Source organism: Corallococcus interemptor, assembly GCF_003668875.1.
Taxonomy (GTDB): domain Bacteria; phylum Myxococcota; class Myxococcia; order Myxococcales; family Myxococcaceae; genus Corallococcus; species Corallococcus interemptor.
Window position 1 is genome coordinate 15,646 of record NZ_RAWM01000107.1, and the last position, 15,780, is coordinate 31,425.

The following is a 15,780-nucleotide window of genomic DNA, read 5'->3' on the forward strand; positions in this document are numbered from 1 at the left end:
ATGAAGGCTCCCGACTGGAAGCCCCTGGAGGCGTCCGTGCTGCGCGAGCGGCTGGAGGAGGTGAAGGCCCTGCTGCTCCAGGCGGCGGCGGTGGGCGTGGCCCAGGACGCCGAGCGGCTGGAGCGCCTCATGGAACTGGAGAAACGCACCCGGGAGGACGCGCGTGGCCGAGTTCAACGACGCCGCTATCGCTGAACTCCACGGCGCGCTGGAGGCCTGCTGCGAGGACCTGGCCAAGGCGCTGGAGGAGGCGGAAGGCACGGACGCCGAGGGCGCCGAGGCGGGAGCCGTGCCCGCGTGGCGGCCGCTGGCGGTGGGCGTGCCGCCGGGGGTGGAGCAGCTGGTGAGCATCGTCAAGCCGCCGCTCAAGATCATCATCGCGGTGCTCCAGTTCGTGCAGGCGCTGCTCCAGGCGCTGGCGTCCATCCTCCTGGGGCTGCCGGATCCGTTCCGGGCGCTCATCCTCGCGGCCTACGGGCTGCTCAAGGACATCATCGACGACCTGCTCAACGCGGGCGCGTACCTCTACGCGGACGCGCCGGGCATCGGGCCCACGGAGACGAACCTGGCGGAGACGGGCTTCATCCCGAACATCCCCAAGGACTTCAATGCGGGCTTCGCGCTGGAGCGCCCGCCCGTGACGCCGGACGGCTTCGCGCGCTGGGCGGGGCGGTTCGTCGCGTCGTTCGATGACCCCGGGGACGACTCACGCCCGACGGTGACGGACGGAGCGCCGGTGCAGGCGGTGTTCATCGTGATGGCGGCGCCGTCGCTGGATGGGCTCCGGCAGGCGCTGTACCTCCTGGGCAAGCTGCTCAACATCAGCGCGTTCAAGAAGGCGTTCGAGAAGTACCCCAAGGGCTCGCTGGACCCGCGCCGCAGCCGGGTGCGCGGCAGGCCGGTGAAGCCGGACTGGAAGTCCGCGCGCATGCGCGACCTGTTCCCGGACCTGGAGAAGCTGCTCATCCTCCCGGAGGCGCTGAGGGCCCTGCTCCTGTCGGTGGACAACCTGGCCACGCTCCTGAGGAGCCTCGCGGCCGCGATGCAGGACAAGGTGCAGGTGTTGATGAAGCTGGCGCAGGCGGTGCAGGCCATCATCGACCTTTTGAACGCGCTCAAGTCCTCGGGCATGTACGCGCTGCCGGTGTCCACGACGGGCGGGGTGGCGGGGCTGAAGCAGGCCTTCCTCACGGCGGCGAACCGGCCACCGGGCGGCTACGTGGGAGGCATCTGCCTGCTGGCGGCGGGCCCCAACCTGGCGAAGGCCGCGATGCTCTGGGAGCTGCTGGGCCTGTCCGCCGCGATGGACCTCGCGTCGGGTGAGCTCACGCTCCAGGACGTGAAGAAGGCGTTGGCGGAGAGCGAGGCCGGGCAGGTGCTGGAGGCGAGCACGGACGAGGTGAAGGACGCCTGGGGCAACCTGAAGACGACGGCCCAGAAGCAGGCGGACAAGTTCGTGAACGCGGTGGAGAAGGCGCCCGAACGGTTCGTGAAGGCAGTGGGCCGCACACCGGAGGAGCTGAAGGCCGCCGCCGAGCGCAGCCGCTCCACGCTGGTGGAGGTGTTGGATCAGTCGAAGGAGCACGTGGAGGAGCAGAAGGAGATCCTGGAGGGGATGCTGTCCACGAAGCACGCCCAGCGCCGGGGAGCGCGGTCGCTGGCGTTGGGGCTCGGAGGGCCCGGCGCGTCCGAGCGTCCAGCGAGCCCGCAGCCGCCGGCACCGGACCCGTCGAAGAAAGGAAGCGGCCCGTGAGTGCGGTGACGCGCCTGAGCGCGGAGCTGGACGGGTGGCAGGCGGCCTGGAAGCAGCTGGAGGCGTTCCTGGACCGCATGGACGGCGTGGCGGATCAGGACGCGCCGAACGTCCAGACGGTGTGCGCGCTGCTGCCCGTGTTCAACGTCATCGAGCGGGCCCGCCGTCGCGCGGTCGGCATCGCGCTGGCACCGGCCCTGGCCGCTTCTCCCCGGGGCGAGGGTTTGCCGTCGGTGTCGGTGGGCTCTCTGGCGGGGACGGAGAGCCGCCTGCCGGGAGTGGAGGAGCTGGAGTTCGCGGTGGGCACCATCGGCGCGGACGGGGACGGAAAGCTCACGGGGGCGGCGTCGCTCGCGGGCACGGTGACGCTGTTCGCGTTCCGGGACGAAAAGCACGGCGGCGAGGTGGCGGTGCGCGTGCCCACGTATGACTTCGGTCCGCTGGCGGCGAGCGGCACGGTGGACGACGCCATCGACGCGGGCCTCTTCACCACGGACCAGCGCAAGGACGCGGCGGAGAGCGGCGTCGCGGAGCTGGGGACGTGGACGGGCCTGCGCGGTACGAGGCGGGCGGAGCTGAAGACGACGTCGGAGACGGTGTCGCTCAGCAGCGTGCTGGACGGGCTGAGCGTCTCGTCCGCATCCAGTGCCTTCGACCCGGTGGCGTCGGGGGCCACGGCTCGACAGGCCGAGTGCCTGTCGGACCGGAACGCGCTGCTCCAGGCCAAGGCCACCCTGGAGGAACAGGGGGCGGCCCCGGAGTTGACGGATGCGCTCCAGCGCGCGGCGGATTCACTGCAAGCGTCGGCGACGGACTACGGCGCGGTGGCCACGGCGCTCCAGCCGCCACGCACCGTGATTGCGTCCGTGACGGGGCTGGCGTCGCTGAAGACCACGCTGCGGCGAGCGGATTCCCCCGGCATCCCCGGACAGCTGTCCAACGAGCTGACGACGTTGGACATCGAGGCGGGGAAGGGAATGGATGAAGCAGTCGCGGCGCGGCTGGCGTATCCGGATGGTTCGCTGCGGATGCTCCGGACGCTGGAGTGGTCGCTGCGCTTCCACTGGGTGTTCCGCCAGAGGTGGTTCGACGCGCGCAACCGGGCCGCGCTGACGCCCATGTTGAAGCAGGTGTTGAAGCCGTTCTGCGACAGCCTGACGCGGGTGCTCGCGGGACAGTCCACGGGGATACCGCTGGTGGGGCCGGTGGTGCTCGTGAAGGACGCACTCACGCAGGCGACCACGTTGTCCGTGACGCCCACGGTGGACCTGGGACAGGTGCAGCCAGGTCACGTGGCGCACGTGGGAGGAGACCGGCCCACGCTGGCGCTGGTGTTGGGCTGGGACGTGAAGCCCGGGGAGAAGCGGCTGCGCATCGCGCCGTTGAACGTCTCCGTCGCGACGGACGCGAAGCTGCCGGGAGTCGCGGGAATGGTGCGGAGTGGGTCGTCCGTGGACGGGAGCGCCGTGTCGGTGTCGACACAGGAGCTGCTGGACGGGCACTCGGCGGCGGGACCGCAAGCGGACGGCGTGGTGCAGGAGGTCATCGCCCTGGGCGGGAAGCTGAACCTGATCCTGGGACAGGGCGGAGGTGCGCTGGGGCTGGTGCCTCCGGCGGTGGCTACGCCGTACGCGGGACAGACGTTCAAGCTGTTGCCGCCCGTGGAGGTGGGAGCGACGCGGCTGTTCCTGGACGGCATCCCGCCGGCGAGCACGTCCGGGCAGGTGGCGAGGCCGGGCGAGCTGCTGCTCGTGCGCGGAGCGGACGACGAAGGCACGTGGTGGCAGGGAGTGGCCACTGTCGACACCGTGGACGTGCGCACAGGAGCAGCGGCCCGAGCGGACGACGAGGTGACGACGCCCACGCCGCTGTGCTGCGAGGACGATGAAGAGGTCGTGGTCATCACGCTGCGCGACCTTCAGTTGCCGAAGTCACTGGTGCGAGGCGTGACGCTGCGGCGCGACTTCAAGGGCTTCGGAGGCCCGAGCCTCGCCACGGGAGTGATGCTGCCCATCGAGCTGGATCCGGGCACGGCGAACATCACGGAGCAGGACGGCGGCGTGACGAAGACGGTGCTGAGGGACCCGGAGCTGAGGGCCGCGACCACGGTCCTCAAGTCCTGGCTGGGAGTGCCGACATGAGCGAAGCAAGAGACGACGTCTTCGCGGTGGCCGCGCTGCTCGCGGAGCTGGACCGGGTGCTCCATCCCCTGGAGCGGGGAGAGCGCGGAGACTTCAAGGTGGATCCGCCGCTGCCGCCGTCCCTGCCAACGCCAGGAACCCAGAGGCGGGCAGGGGAGCCAGGCCGCACGGTGAAGACCCCGTCCGGCTTCAGAGCCATGTTGCCGCAGACCCAGCGCGAAGTGACACCCGCGGAGCACAGGCTGCCCGTTCAGGCCGCCGTGATGCCCACCGTGATTGAAACCGTCGCGCCCGTTCGCCGTCGTGTCCCGCGACCCGAAGGCTCGCCAGTACGGAAGGAGAAGGAGCCACCGGAGCCCCGCTCATCGGTCGTCGAAGTCGTTGAGGACCATCCGCGCCCCGCGCCCGTGGTTCTCACGGTCGCCAACGCTCCAGAACGCACGCGGAAGGTCACGGAGGCACGCCCGGGCCGTCCTCGAGTCCAGGCCCTCCAGGCTCCTTCCCAGGAAGACACCACGGCGCCCCCCGTGAAGGCGGAGGCTCCTGTCTCCGCCTCTGTTGGCGAAACACAGGTGGAAGCACCCCACGTACCAAGAAAGCGGACGCCGCGGCCTGCCGTGGAGAGAAGCACTGAACGCCCAAGGGTCAGCGCAAGGGTCCCTGAGTCCCCCACGCGCCGCCATCGCATCGCGCGCGCCATCCCACTCCAGGCTCTTCCCATGGAGTCTGGGGCGCCGCCTGCTCAGGTCACGCCACGGAGCAGGTCACGCCGCGCCCCGGAGCACCCACAGGCACCGGAGCCACGAAAGCCCGCCCCGTTCCAGGATGCGTTCGGACCACCTCGTCATGACCGACGGGGCCGACCCGATGCGGTGACAGCTCCGCCTCCCACCGCACAGGCCGAAGAGTTCACCCGAACGCCAGCAGGAACCGTGCGGCGCCCCACACCCGGGCCGGTGCACATCGAAGTGAAGACGTTGCTTCCTCCACCGAGAGCCGAAGCCCCGCCCCAACAGGAAGCACAGGCTGAAGAACTCCTCTGGACAGAGGAGTCACCGGACTACGAACTGGAAACCAGCGAGCGAGCGTTCTTCATGAACGGCCGTCGCATCACGGCGCAGGACGCGAAGGCGCTCCATCAAGCGGAACAGCGGCTGCGGCGCAGGATGGCCGGCCGTGCGCTGTGGCGGAGGCGGGGATGAGCGCTCTTCCACCCAAGCAGCGGTTGGGGCACCTGCTGCGTTCCCTCTCGAAACACCTCCCGGGCCAGCTCGACGGCCTGTTGGAGAACGCAAGGTTCAACGACGGCGCCGCCGCGCTTCAACGGCTGACGGAACCCGCGCACGTGGAGAACGCCCTGGCGCGCATGTCACCCGAAGAGGCCGGCTGGCTCGCGGACCAGCTCACCGAGCGTTGGTCATGGATCGCCGGCGTCCAACTGGATCCCGAAGTGGCCATCGTCGTGCCGGAGGAAATCTGGGTGGGCTCGGAGCCCATTCGACTGCCGTTGTCGCTCGCGGCGGTGGGATTGGATGAAGGCTTCGAAGCCGTCTGGGAAGGAGCAGTGCTCCCCGGGCCGCCGTCGTCCAAGGCCACGCTCCACGCAAAACCACCCGAAGGCCATGCCCCCGGAGTCGCCCTCATCCGCGCCCAGGTCCGCGCGAGCGTGAAGGGCCAGCGCTGCGTCCTCATCGCGCAGGCGCAGGTCGCGCTGCGGAGGCCATCGGTCGTGGTGAGTGACGACCGGCGCAGGCTGCTGGCCCAGGATCAAACGGGACGTCCGGCGGTGGGTTGCCGCCTGGAGATCGGCCCGGAAGTGCACCGCACCGGCCCGGGAGGCCTGGTGGAGCTGGAAGTCCCAGCACCGCCCGGCGTGTCGCTCAAGCTGGAAGGAATCCCCGCCGGCCGCATTCCAGGAGGCAATCCATGAAGACGATGACGCCCCAGACGCGGAAGCCACCCGAACGCAAACCCGCGATGAACAAAGCCATCGCGCCCTCGCAGCAGCCCAAGGCCGACCGCCCCCGCGCTCAACTGGGAGCCGCGGCCACGGGGCCCTCGATGAAGGCCGCGGCCGGAGGCAGCTTCAAGGCGAAGAGCGCGCCCCGGACTCTATCGAACCCCAAGGTCCGGATGCCGAAGAAGTAGCGCTAGGGAACCAGCACCCACCGCACGGCCGCTGCATGGGCCGCCGCCACCTCTCGGCGCAAGGAGCACAACGGCTGCTCCCGCCCGCCACACAGCAGGCTTCCTCGAGCCCACTGCGGAAGCAAAGCCACGAGCTTCTCCACGCCCCAGGGCGAAGCCCGCGAAGCGCCGTCGTCCCGCATGGAATTGCCCCACGGGAACAGCCGCCCATCCGGTCCACGGGCCGCCATCTCCCATTCGTCACTGGAGGGCAGCCGCAGCTCCACGCCTTCAATGCGCGACAGCGCCGAGCAAACCTGCTCGGCCTCCGCGAAGGAGCAGGGCACAGGCTCCTCCGCGTCCGGTCCCGCCGTGCCCACGGGCCCCTGCGAAGCCGCCAGTGCCCAGGCCGCCGCGGCCCGGCTCACGGGCACACGCGCCACGAAGAACCCCGGTGACTTCACCTGCCGCAGCGTCGGTCCCGTCCCCAGCCAGTGCTCCACTGGCGGCACCCACCGCGCCTCCAACCCGGAACGCCGCAGCCGGTACGTGCCCTCCCGCTCCACCACCGCTTCGGGCAATCCCTCCGGACGAGGCCCCAAATCCACGGGCGTCGAAAGCGAATACAGCAGCAGCGTCGGGTCATCCTTCACGTCAGCGGGCCCGGACAGCGCGCGCAGCAGCGGCTCCATCCGCTCGCGCTTCAGCGGCAGCGGCCGGCCCGAGAGCACCTGGACCACCAGGTCCCGCAGGTTCGAATAGAACCGCCGGTCCCTCGGGTCCGCACCCTCCCGGGTCGACGTGGGCATCCGCGCCGCTTGCAGCGCCGGCAACACCGCCCGCGCTTGAAGCCGAGCCGCCGCCATCACCGCCGTCACCCGGACCTCCGCGTCCGCGTCCACCAGCGCGGAGTTCAGCACCGCGTCGATGTCTGGATTGGACGCCGCGTAATCATGGATGAGCCAGCGCAACACCTGCCGCCGGTGCTCCTCACCCGGCAGATGCGCGAACAGCACGGACCGGTCCGGATGCGCCTCCTTCTCCGCCTTCAGCCGCTCGAACGCCTCCTCCGTCCCATCCGGCACCAGCGACGCGAGCACGCGCTCCGCCGTCCGCGACACGCTGAACTCCGGATGGAAGCGCAGCGCCGCCACGCGCTCCATCGACGAGCGCTCACGCAGCGCCTCCGTCGCGAGCAGTCCCAGCAGCACCGTCTTGGTCTCCGACGACGCCAGCCATGCGGCGACCTCCGCCGCATCCGCCACCGGCACCTCCTTGCGCACCGTGGCCCACGCCTCCACGGCATCCCGCCCCGTGAACCCAAGCACCCTCAGCTGGAGCACCGGGTTGAACGAGTAGTGGATCGTCGTGTCGGCCAGGCCCTTCACGTACGTCGCCAGCTCCGGCTCGCCCGGGATGAGCGGAGGCGTCTGGCTTTCGGACTGGAGGAACCAGCCGCGCGCCGACAGCAGCCGGTCCATCCGCTCGAAGGAAAGTTCCGGCAGGGCGACGAGGGTAGGGGAGCGCATCAGGCCGGCTTCACTCGCGCGTGCAGCGATTCACCCACCCGCGCCACCGGCCGCCCCTCCACGCCTACGAAGTACGCGCGAGCCGCCCACAGCAGGTCGCTCCACGACGCCCGCTCCGCGGCCTTGTTCTTCGGAAATCCCTCCACGAACGACTCCCACGCGGGCCGCACCGCTTCAGACGGCGCCCCGACCTTCATCGCCGTCGCCAGGTAGCGCACGAAGCCCTGGACGTTGAAGCCGAACTGCTCCCCGGGCGTCAGCGTCGCCGGAAGCTTCCCACCCCCCACCAGCTTCGCCGCCAGGTCCGGCTCCCCCAGGCACAGCGCCACCAGTCCACAGCGATAGAGCAACAGGTCGTCCTGCTTCTTCGCCGACGCCGCGATGGCCTCCAGCCAGGCCTTCGCGGGCGAGGCCTCCACCAGCCCCCGAGCGGCCCCGCACACCTCCGCCGCGTTCACGAAGGACAGCACCTGGATGGCGACGCGCGGCGGATCCACCGAATCAAAGGCTCGCCCGGCCTGTCCCAGCGCGGGCTCGCACAGTGGCACCAAGGGCTCCGCCGCCGAGCGGGCCTCCCCGGCCCCCGTCAGGACCACGAGCGACGCCAGCACGTCCGCCAGCGTCCGCAGGTGCGTCACCGGGGTGTTCGGCTTCGCCAGCGCCATCGCACTGAAGCGCTTCATGAGTTCCCGCGCGTGGGCATCCTCGCCCCACTCGGAGGAGAAGAGTCCGGCCCACGTACCCGGAGCGCTGTTCGAGGACCCGGCCATGTCATCCCTCACGAAGGCTTGCGCTGCCGGAAGATGGCCATGTGGTGGTTCCACCGGGCACGGTACGCATCCTTGACGGGCGCGGCGGCACGCTGCAATTGCTCGAGGAGGCCACCGTCCTCCGCCTCCTTGCGCAGCTTCGGGATGAACTTCAGCTCCATCTTCAGGCCCGCGTCCTTGTCGTGCTGGAGCAGCCGCCGGTTGAGGGCCTCCCAGGCGTCGAAGTCGAACTCCCGCGCCAGCTTCAATAACGTGTCGATCTCCGCCTCGGTCCGCGTGAACTGCTCCAGGTATCGCGCCACCGTCCTGTAGGCCTTCTTCTCCTCGGGCGCCCCCGCGTGCGTGAGCAGCAGCCCCTTCGCGATGCCCACGTTCAACTCCGGGATGGCCAGCAGCGGGGCCTCACAGAAGGGGCACGCGGAAGGCTCCGGGTGGACGTTCGCCTTTCCGTCCTTCATCTCCATCCGGTTCTGGACGGTGAAGGTGGAGCCACACACGAAGCAGGTGACGGGAGCGGAGGGAAGAACACGCATGGCGATACCTCATCATGGGGGAGGCCATTGGGCAGGCAAGAGATCGATGACGCGGCGGCCGAAGCTCTCCGCGTCCGCTTCAATGGGTTGCCGGAAGTAGAGGGGATTGCCGGGGCCATAGTAGTGGCCGCCAGACCCGGGGAGGTTCCGCCACCACCGGCGTGCGAACGGGTGCGACTGGCGGCCCAGCGAGAACTGGTAGGCCTGATACGCCTGATAGTAGTGCCGTGCTTCGTGGATGGCGGTCCCCACGGCGTCGCCCACATTGTGGTTCTGGTTGATGACGATGAAGCCTCGCGGGTGCGTGGGGGAGAGGTGGCCCTGCGGCGTCGTCGTGAAGTTCCATTTCATCCCGCCATAGTTGTGCATGGGCAGGCTCTGGATCTGGACAATGGGGCGACGGGACGCGGGGACGCCCATCGCATCCAGCGTGGCATTCACCGCGCGGCGCAGGGCCCGCAGACGGGCCGGCGGGGACAGCGCGTTGTAGACGGCGGGATCCAGCGTCGGGATCTTCTCCAGCCGCGCCTGGAGGTCGCGCATCTGCACCAGCTCGAAGGGCTTGAACCGCCGGCTGCGCCAGCTGGTCGACACGGTGATGTCGAAGTCCCCCCAGCCCAGGATGTTGCCGGTGGGGCCAATCGTGCGCACGCGCTGCGCGGCCTCGAACGGTTCGACAATCCGGGCAATCTTCCCCGGCCCCACGCTCGGGTCCAGGCTGTGGATGAGCGACTTCAGCTCCGCGGGGTCGATGTTGTACCGCGCCAGCAGGCCCGGCTTTCGCTTCGTGCCCTGGAGGGCCTTCTCCGTCGCCTCCAACGCCCTCATCGTGGACTTGACGCGGCCCTTGTGCAGCTCCGCCTTGAAGGTCGTCATCAAGGCTTCGATTTCGAGCCGCGCCGCCTCTCCCTCGGGAATGGCGGCGTGCACCAGGGACAGCTTGCGCCACACATCCGCGATGCGCTCGACGCGGCCCACCAGGTCCCGGCCCGGCGCGGGCATGGGCGTCTTGGGCCCCACGCGCAGCTCGATGGAGATGTCCCACTCGTCGATGGCGTTGGCCAGGGCCTCCAGGTGCGCGGGCCCCAGGCCGTGCGCCTTCGCCCAGGCCATGTCGCCCAGCTTCTCGCGCAGCTCGGCCAGGTTCTGGCGGAGGTTCTCTCCCACCGCCGTGAACTTCTCCAGCACCGGGGCCTTGCCGCCGCCCTTCACCTCCACGATGTGCAACTTCGCGAGCTTCGGATCCGCGGCGTGGTCGAACTCGACGATGATCTCATCGAAGCCGCTGCCCTGCGCTTCGCCCAGCGGCTTGAAGTCCAGTCGCCGGAACCGCTCCGTCGGGCCCATCCGGTCGCCGAGCAGCGCCTCCGTGAACTTCCTGGACTGCTGCTTCTCCAGCGCGTCACCGGCCTTGCTGGTGAGGCTGCCGCGCACCTCCCAGCGGTTGCCGGGGCGCTTGGACATGATGAGCTGGAGGTATTCCTTCTCCCCGCTCGCGCGCGTCACCTCCACCAGCTTGTAGTAGCGGCGCTCCGAGGCGCCGGGCTTGATCTCCAGCCACGCGGGGCCGATCTGCGCCACGCTGTCACCCTTGCCCAGCTTCAGCGTGGTGCGCGCGCGCTGCGCCTCGGTGAACACCTGGCGGTCCGCGTCCCGGATGTAGGGGTCGTTCTCCAGCGGCCGCGTCTTCGAGAACGGCCCCACCTCCGGATGGTCGGCGTGCAGCACGGTGTTGGGCCACACGTCGTTGGGCCGGCCTGGCTGGCGGATGATGGGCTCCGTGTCCGTCACGGTGAGGTCCAGGACCTTCTGCTTCCCACCTCCGGGCTTCTTGGCCGCTGGCGGCTTCGTCTCCGGAACGACCACCTCCGGCGCTCGTGGCTTCGCCGGGCCGAACTCCATCTCCAGTTGCTTCTTCTCGGGTGCCGCCGGAGGGGGAGGCACGGGCAGTTCCTTCTTGCTGAACAGCCGCGGCGGTTCGTTCAGGTACTGCGGCTTCGAGCGCACGCCCTGGCCGAACTCCGCCAGCTCCACCGGCGTGAACGCATCCACCTCCTTCATGCGCTGGCGCAGGTTCTCCAGCGTCCTCTTGCCCCGCCGGATGCGGCGCGCCGCCTCCTCCGGCTCCAGCGTCACGCCGCGCTTTGCCTCCAATGAGGCCAGCAGCGACTCCTGCGCGTCGATCTCCAGCACCAGCTTCTTGCGGTAGAGCTCGAACTGCTTCTCGATGGGCAGCTGGTCCCAGTGCCGCAGCGCCCGTTCATCCAGGGCCTTGACCAGATCGCGCGTGGCCTTGTCGTGGCGCTGGAGCAGGTGCAGGCCCTCCTCGCCCAGCTCGGACAGGTCCGCGCCCGCCTTGACGAGGAGGGTGGGCCTGCCCCGCCGGAACAGCGCGACGGCCTGCGCGGACTTGCTGCCGGTGACGGACTCGAAGTCCGCCTCGGAGAGCATTTCGATGGGCGTGTTCGCGAAGGCTTTGCGCTGCGCGGGAGGAATGTGCTCCAGCATTTCCTTGCGCATCGCGCGCTGGAGCTGCTTCTGGTCGAAGTCGCCCGACATCTGCTTGAGCAGGCCTTCGTCGAACTCGCGCAGGAACTCCTTCATGTTCCCGGCGGGGTTCTCCGCCTTCCACTTCTTGAAGAGGGTCAGCCGCTCCTTCGGCGTGCCCCGGAAGTGGAGCAGGTCCTGGGTGCGCGGCGGCACGTGGGGCTTGGAGATGCCGCCCAGCGCGCCAAAGGCCCCGGCCATCACCGTGCCCGGCGCCGCCTGCATCGCGGTGCCCGCCAGCACGTTGAAGAGCGCGTTGCCGCCCTTGTAGTTCTCGTCGTTGAGGACGTTGCCCAGGAACGCGGAGGGCACGGACTGCGCCAGGCCCTCGGCGCCCTGGGCCAGGCCGTGCGCCGCGACGCGGGCCATCATCCCGCCTTCCTCCGCCATGCGCGCCAGGAACCCCAGCTTGAGCAGCTTGGAGCCCATGCCGGCGGTGGCCGCGGAGGCGAGGGCGTCCACGGCGCCCATGCCCGCGTCGGTGGCCGCCTCCTCCCAGCCGTAGGCGCTGCCTTTCATGGCGGCCTTGGTGATCATCGTCACCGCGGCCGTCGCCACCGCCGCGCCCACCAGCACCGGCGTGCTGGCCATGAACCCGCCGAACGCGGCCCAGAACCCCACGCCCACGGGCGGGGCGAAGATGCTGACGACGACGCCGATGATGATCACCACCGCCATCACCACCGCGGTGAGGACCATCACCAGCCGGTCGGTGATGAAGTCCACCTGTTCGCGGTGCATCTGCACCGACTCGTCGGCGTATTCGCCCTGGCGCTGCACGCGCTCGGACTTCTTCTCCCAGTCGTCCTGCCACTTGCGCAGCCCGTCGACGGTGTAGTTCTTGTCCCCGGGCTTGGGACGCATCCGCTCGTGCTGCTCCAGCGCGGCCACCTCGGCGTCCAGCGCGGTCGCCTGGTCCACCACCAGCTGGTACTCCGAGGACGCCATGCCGTTGGTGGAGCGCGCCTCGAAGTGCACGCGGCGCCAGGCCCGGTCCGCCTTCTCGCGGGGCGTGACGGGCTCGCCGTAGTCCACCATGTCGAGGATGTCGAAGGCCTCGCGCCCGCTCAGCTCTTCCTCGATGCGCGCGCGGAAGCGCTCGAAGGGCGTGCGCGTGTCGCCAGGGTCGGCGGGGTGGTCCTTGGCCCACTCCTCGGCCATGGCCTGAATCTCCGCCTTCGTCTTGCCGGCGAAGACCTCCTTGAGCGCGTCCTCGTCCGTGCCCACGCCCTGCACGGCGTACTGAACGATTTCTGCGTCGGTGAGGTAGCCCTTCGCCAGCATCGCCGCGACGGCCTCGCGGTCCGCGCCGGACGTGTCCATCAACACGGCCTGCTCGAAGGAGGCCTGCAGGCGCGTGCCCTCCACGTAGGCGCTGTCGTACTCGGCGGCCAGCGCCTTCATGGTCGCGGGGGCGTTGGCCTGGGCCTGGGCCTTCGCCTTGACGTCCACCTCCTTGCGTTCCTTCGCGATGCGGGCCTGGACCTTCTCCGGGCTCCACTTGTCCAGGAACTCCAGCTCGCTGATGCGGCCCTTGCGGCGGTCCTCCTCCGTGAGCGGGCCCTCGCTGGCGGGCTTGACCTTCGCCTCGTCCAGCGCGCGCTCGATGTCCATCCGCTCCTGGATGTCCAGGTAGCCGTCGCGGCGCGCGTCGGCGATCTGCCGCTTGCCCTCGGCGGACATCGCGTCGCGGATGACCTTGTCGTCCGCGTAGAAGACGCTGGTGTGCTCGATGCGGATGCGCGCCGCATCCACCTGGAGCCCCTTGTCGTCGCGCAGGCCCTCGATGAGCTTGAGGTCCGCGCCCTGCATCTCGTCGTGGAACGCGGCGCTGAGCGCGCTCTCCCCGGCGGCGCGCTCGGTCCAGTCCTTGCCGTATTGCTTCTCATACGACGCGTCGATGGCCTGGTTGCGCTTGAGCAGCTCCGCGCGGAACGTCTGGGTGTCCCAGCCGTACTGCTGCGCGTCGGCCTCCGTCTCCTTGCGGATGCGGTCGTAGACGCCCTCCAGCGCCTTGCGGTCGGTGCCCAGGCCGAAGAACCAGCTTCCGCGCATGGCGCGGTCCATCTCGATGGCGCGCGCGTCCTCGGTGCGGCCCTCCACCAGGGCGTGCATCTCATCCACGTCGTGCGTCTTGATGGCGCCGCTGCGCAGCTCGTCGTCCATCTTGGTGACGAGGTCGCGGCCGTACTTCGCCTGGTAGGCCTTCTTGATGGCTTCAATCTGCTCCGGCGTCTTGCCGCGCAGCAGGGTGAGGATGGCGTCCTCGTCCGTGCCCCAGCCGGTCCCGAAGAACGTGCCCTCCATGGCGTCGTCCAGCTCCACGGCGGCGGCCCTGGCGGCGTTGCCGGAGAGCAGGGCCTCGGCCTTGTCCCAGTCGTGCGTGGTGGTGCTGAAGAAGTCGTCCAGCTCGCTCTTGAGCCGCTCGCGCAGGTTCTCCCCGTGCTCCTTCTCGTAGAGGACTTCGATGTAGTGACCCTGCAGCGGGTTGAGGTTGGCGAGCGCGTCGAAGATCTTCTTCTCGTCCGTGCCCCACTGGTCCACGCCCTCCCAGACCTTGAGGGCGATGTTGCGCGCGCGGTTGCTGAAGAGGGGCTCCTGCTGATCGACGACGGTCTTCAGGCGCTCCAGGTCGGTGGAGGCCAGCAGCTCCTTCTCCAGCGCCTCCAGGAGCGGCTTGCGCCGCTGGCCGATGATGCGCACGGCCAGGCCCTCCGCCAGCGCCTGCACCGGGTCCTTGCCGCCCTTGCCGTAGTACGAGAGCAGGATGGCCTTCTGCTCTTCGCTGAGGGCGGTGTTGCCCTTGAGGGTCTCCGCGTCCAGCTCCTCGCCCTGGCGCAGGCGCACCTCCGCGAGGAACAGCATGTTCTGGTCCAGCGACGTCTTGTTCTCCGCCGCCCGGGCGGTCTCCCACGCGCGGCTCTCGTCGTGGGCGGCGCCCAGCCAGTCGATGATCCACCCGAGCAGCCGGTCCCAGAACCCGCGCTCGTAGCCAATCTGCTTCGCGTGCCAGTCTCGGATGACTTCGCGCGCCTCCCTGCCTGCGTCGCGCAGCTCCTGCTGGTAGCGCTCCACGCTCTGGTCGATGTCGCGCTTCGCCTTCGAGACGACGGCGCCAAGCTCCTTGCGGCGGTCGTCCAGCCACTTCTTCGTGGGCCGGTAGGCCTCCGTGGCGGCCTTGAGCTTCACCGGATCATCGCCAGCGTCCTTCTTGAGCTCCCACTCGTCCTGGAGGGCGGCCAGCTCGTAGGCGTGCAGCTGGTCGCTGGCGGCCTTCGCGAAGGCCTCCTTGAAGCGCTTGCCGTTCTGGTCGTACCGGACGACCCAGTTGCTCACCTTGGTGTCCACGGCGGCGATGAGCGCGTCGCGCTTGCGGCGGGCCTCGGTCAGGTCGACGCCGCCCTTGATGGCGGCGGCCTTGGCCTCGGACTGCGCGTCGATGGAGGCGCGCATGCGCGCCAGCGAATCCGCGAAGGACTTGCCGCCTTCCTCCAGGCTCTTCTTCGCCTCCTCGTGGGCCTTGCTGAGCGAGCCGGTGGTGGCGGCGTGCGAGTCCACCAGCTGCTTGCGGCGGGCCTCCACCTTCGCGTCCAGGTCCTCCTTCTTGATCTGCGCGGCCTCCGCGACGCGCTGGAGCTCCGCGGCGAAGATGGGCCGCTCGGCGGCGACGAGCGCCACGCCCCAGGACGCATCCAGGCCGCCCGGGACATAGGCCTCGCGGGCCTTCTGGACGGAGGTGTCGGCGTACTTGTCCGGCGCCGCGAGCAGCCGCGCCAGCACGTCGCCAATGTCCACGCGCGCGAAGTCCGGGACGTTGATGGGCGCGGGGGCGGCCTGTTCGAGGACGGTGATGCCCTTCGCGGGCTCCTTGGGTTGGACCTTCGCCTTCTTCTGCTTGTCGGCGGCGGCGGTGATCTTCTTCTGGAGGCGCGTCCAGTCCTTGAGCTTCTCCGGGTCGGTGGGCTTGGGGCCGCCGGGCTTGTAGACGATGTCCCCGAGCGGGCCCTTGATGAGCATGTGCCCGCCGTCGTCGCGCATGAGCTGTGCGCCGATCTCCGGCACGTGGCCCAGCGGGCTCTTCTGGAGGTCGGGGAACTTCGCGTCCTTGACCTCCAGCTTCCGCTCGCACTTCGCGTCCACCAGCGAGGAGGCCTTGCCGGTGGGGTCGTCCGGGATGGCCGGAAGGTCCTTCGGCTGCTTCGCCGGGGTGATGGCCTTCTTGCCCTCGTCCTCCAGTTGCTTGAGGCGCGCGGCGCGGACCGCGTTGGGGTCCACGGCGGCCTGGATGATCTTGAACGTGTAGCGAGGCGCCGGAGGAAGCTTGGGCTCTGGAACATGCGCCTGTCGCTTATACACATCTCCGAGCCCACGAGACGCTCA

At 69.6% G+C, this 15,780-nt stretch carries 9 protein-coding genes; 5 read left to right on the forward strand and 4 right to left on the reverse strand.

The genetic code is table 11. The features are described from left to right. The 5 genes from D7X96_RS29135 to D7X96_RS29155 all read left to right on the forward strand — a co-directional run bounded on the left by D7X96_RS29135 (position 1) and on the right by D7X96_RS29155 (position 6,042). Positions 1 to 195 (forward strand): hypothetical protein, encoded by a 195-nt coding sequence (locus D7X96_RS29135; protein WP_120547730.1) that lies wholly within the window; start codon positions 1 to 3, stop codon positions 193 to 195. Then, entirely contained in the window at positions 164 to 1,753 is a 1,590-nt protein-coding gene (locus tag D7X96_RS29140; RefSeq protein WP_121771250.1) for a hypothetical protein, read from the forward strand. Before D7X96_RS29135 ends, D7X96_RS29140 begins: the two co-directional genes overlap by 32 nt. Next, positions 1,750 to 3,894 carry a hypothetical protein gene (locus D7X96_RS29145; RefSeq protein ID WP_121771251.1) on the forward strand — a complete coding sequence of 715 codons (2,145 nt, stop codon included), beginning with the start codon at positions 1,750 to 1,752 and terminating at the stop codon, positions 3,892 to 3,894. The genes D7X96_RS29140 and D7X96_RS29145 overlap by 4 nt, the downstream gene beginning before the upstream one ends. A 1,198-nt stretch (positions 3,895 to 5,092) precedes the next feature. Continuing rightward, complete coding sequence (locus D7X96_RS29150; protein ID WP_147468424.1) at positions 5,093 to 5,824, forward strand: hypothetical protein; 732 nt, start codon at positions 5,093 to 5,095, stop codon at positions 5,822 to 5,824. After that, on the forward strand, positions 5,821 to 6,042 hold the full coding sequence (locus D7X96_RS29155) for a hypothetical protein (protein WP_120547725.1): 222 nt from the start codon (positions 5,821 to 5,823) through the stop codon (positions 6,040 to 6,042). Before D7X96_RS29150 ends, D7X96_RS29155 begins: the two co-directional genes overlap by 4 nt. Before the next feature lie 2 nt (positions 6,043 to 6,044). Here D7X96_RS29155 and D7X96_RS41205 read toward each other — a convergent pair whose 3' ends face one another. Genes D7X96_RS41205 through D7X96_RS29175 form a run of 4 tightly spaced genes read right to left on the reverse strand, consistent with a single transcriptional unit; the run spans position 6,045 to position 15,756 of the window. Next, positions 6,045 to 7,550, reverse strand: coding sequence for an SUMF1/EgtB/PvdO family nonheme iron enzyme (locus D7X96_RS41205; protein ID WP_121771253.1), 1,506 nt, complete (start codon positions 7,548 to 7,550; stop codon positions 6,045 to 6,047). After that, positions 7,550 to 8,320 (reverse strand): hypothetical protein, encoded by a 771-nt coding sequence (locus D7X96_RS29165; RefSeq protein WP_147468425.1) that lies wholly within the window; start codon positions 8,318 to 8,320, stop codon positions 7,550 to 7,552. Before D7X96_RS29165 ends, D7X96_RS41205 begins: the two co-directional genes overlap by 1 nt. Positions 8,321 to 8,328: 8 nt before the next feature. Continuing rightward, complete coding sequence (locus D7X96_RS29170) at positions 8,329 to 8,853, reverse strand: hypothetical protein (protein WP_121771255.1); 525 nt, start codon at positions 8,851 to 8,853, stop codon at positions 8,329 to 8,331. Positions 8,854 to 8,865: 12 nt separating this feature from the next. Then, a complete protein-coding gene (locus D7X96_RS29175) occupies positions 8,866 to 15,756 on the reverse strand; it encodes a hypothetical protein (protein WP_121771256.1) in 6,891 nt (2,296 codons plus the stop codon). Between the last annotated feature and the right edge of the window lie 24 nt (positions 15,757 to 15,780).

What these genes read in the sequence shown, in the direction of transcription:
- D7X96_RS29155 (WP_120547725.1), top strand. Translation starts at nt 5,821, where the DNA reads ATGAAGACGATGACGCCCCAGACGCGGAAGCCACCCGAACGCAAACCC.
- D7X96_RS29170 (WP_121771255.1), bottom strand. Translation starts at nt 8,853, where the DNA reads ATGCGTGTTCTTCCCTCCGCTCCCGTCACCTGCTTCGTGTGTGGCTCC.
- D7X96_RS29150 (WP_147468424.1), top strand. Translation starts at nt 5,093, where the DNA reads ATGAGCGCTCTTCCACCCAAGCAGCGGTTGGGGCACCTGCTGCGTTCC.
- D7X96_RS29135 (WP_120547730.1), top strand. Translation starts at nt 1, where the DNA reads ATGAAGGCTCCCGACTGGAAGCCCCTGGAGGCGTCCGTGCTGCGCGAG.
- D7X96_RS29165 (WP_147468425.1), bottom strand. Translation starts at nt 8,320, where the DNA reads ATGGCCGGGTCCTCGAACAGCGCTCCGGGTACGTGGGCCGGACTCTTC.
- D7X96_RS41205 (WP_121771253.1), bottom strand. Translation starts at nt 7,550, where the DNA reads ATGCGCTCCCCTACCCTCGTCGCCCTGCCGGAACTTTCCTTCGAGCGG.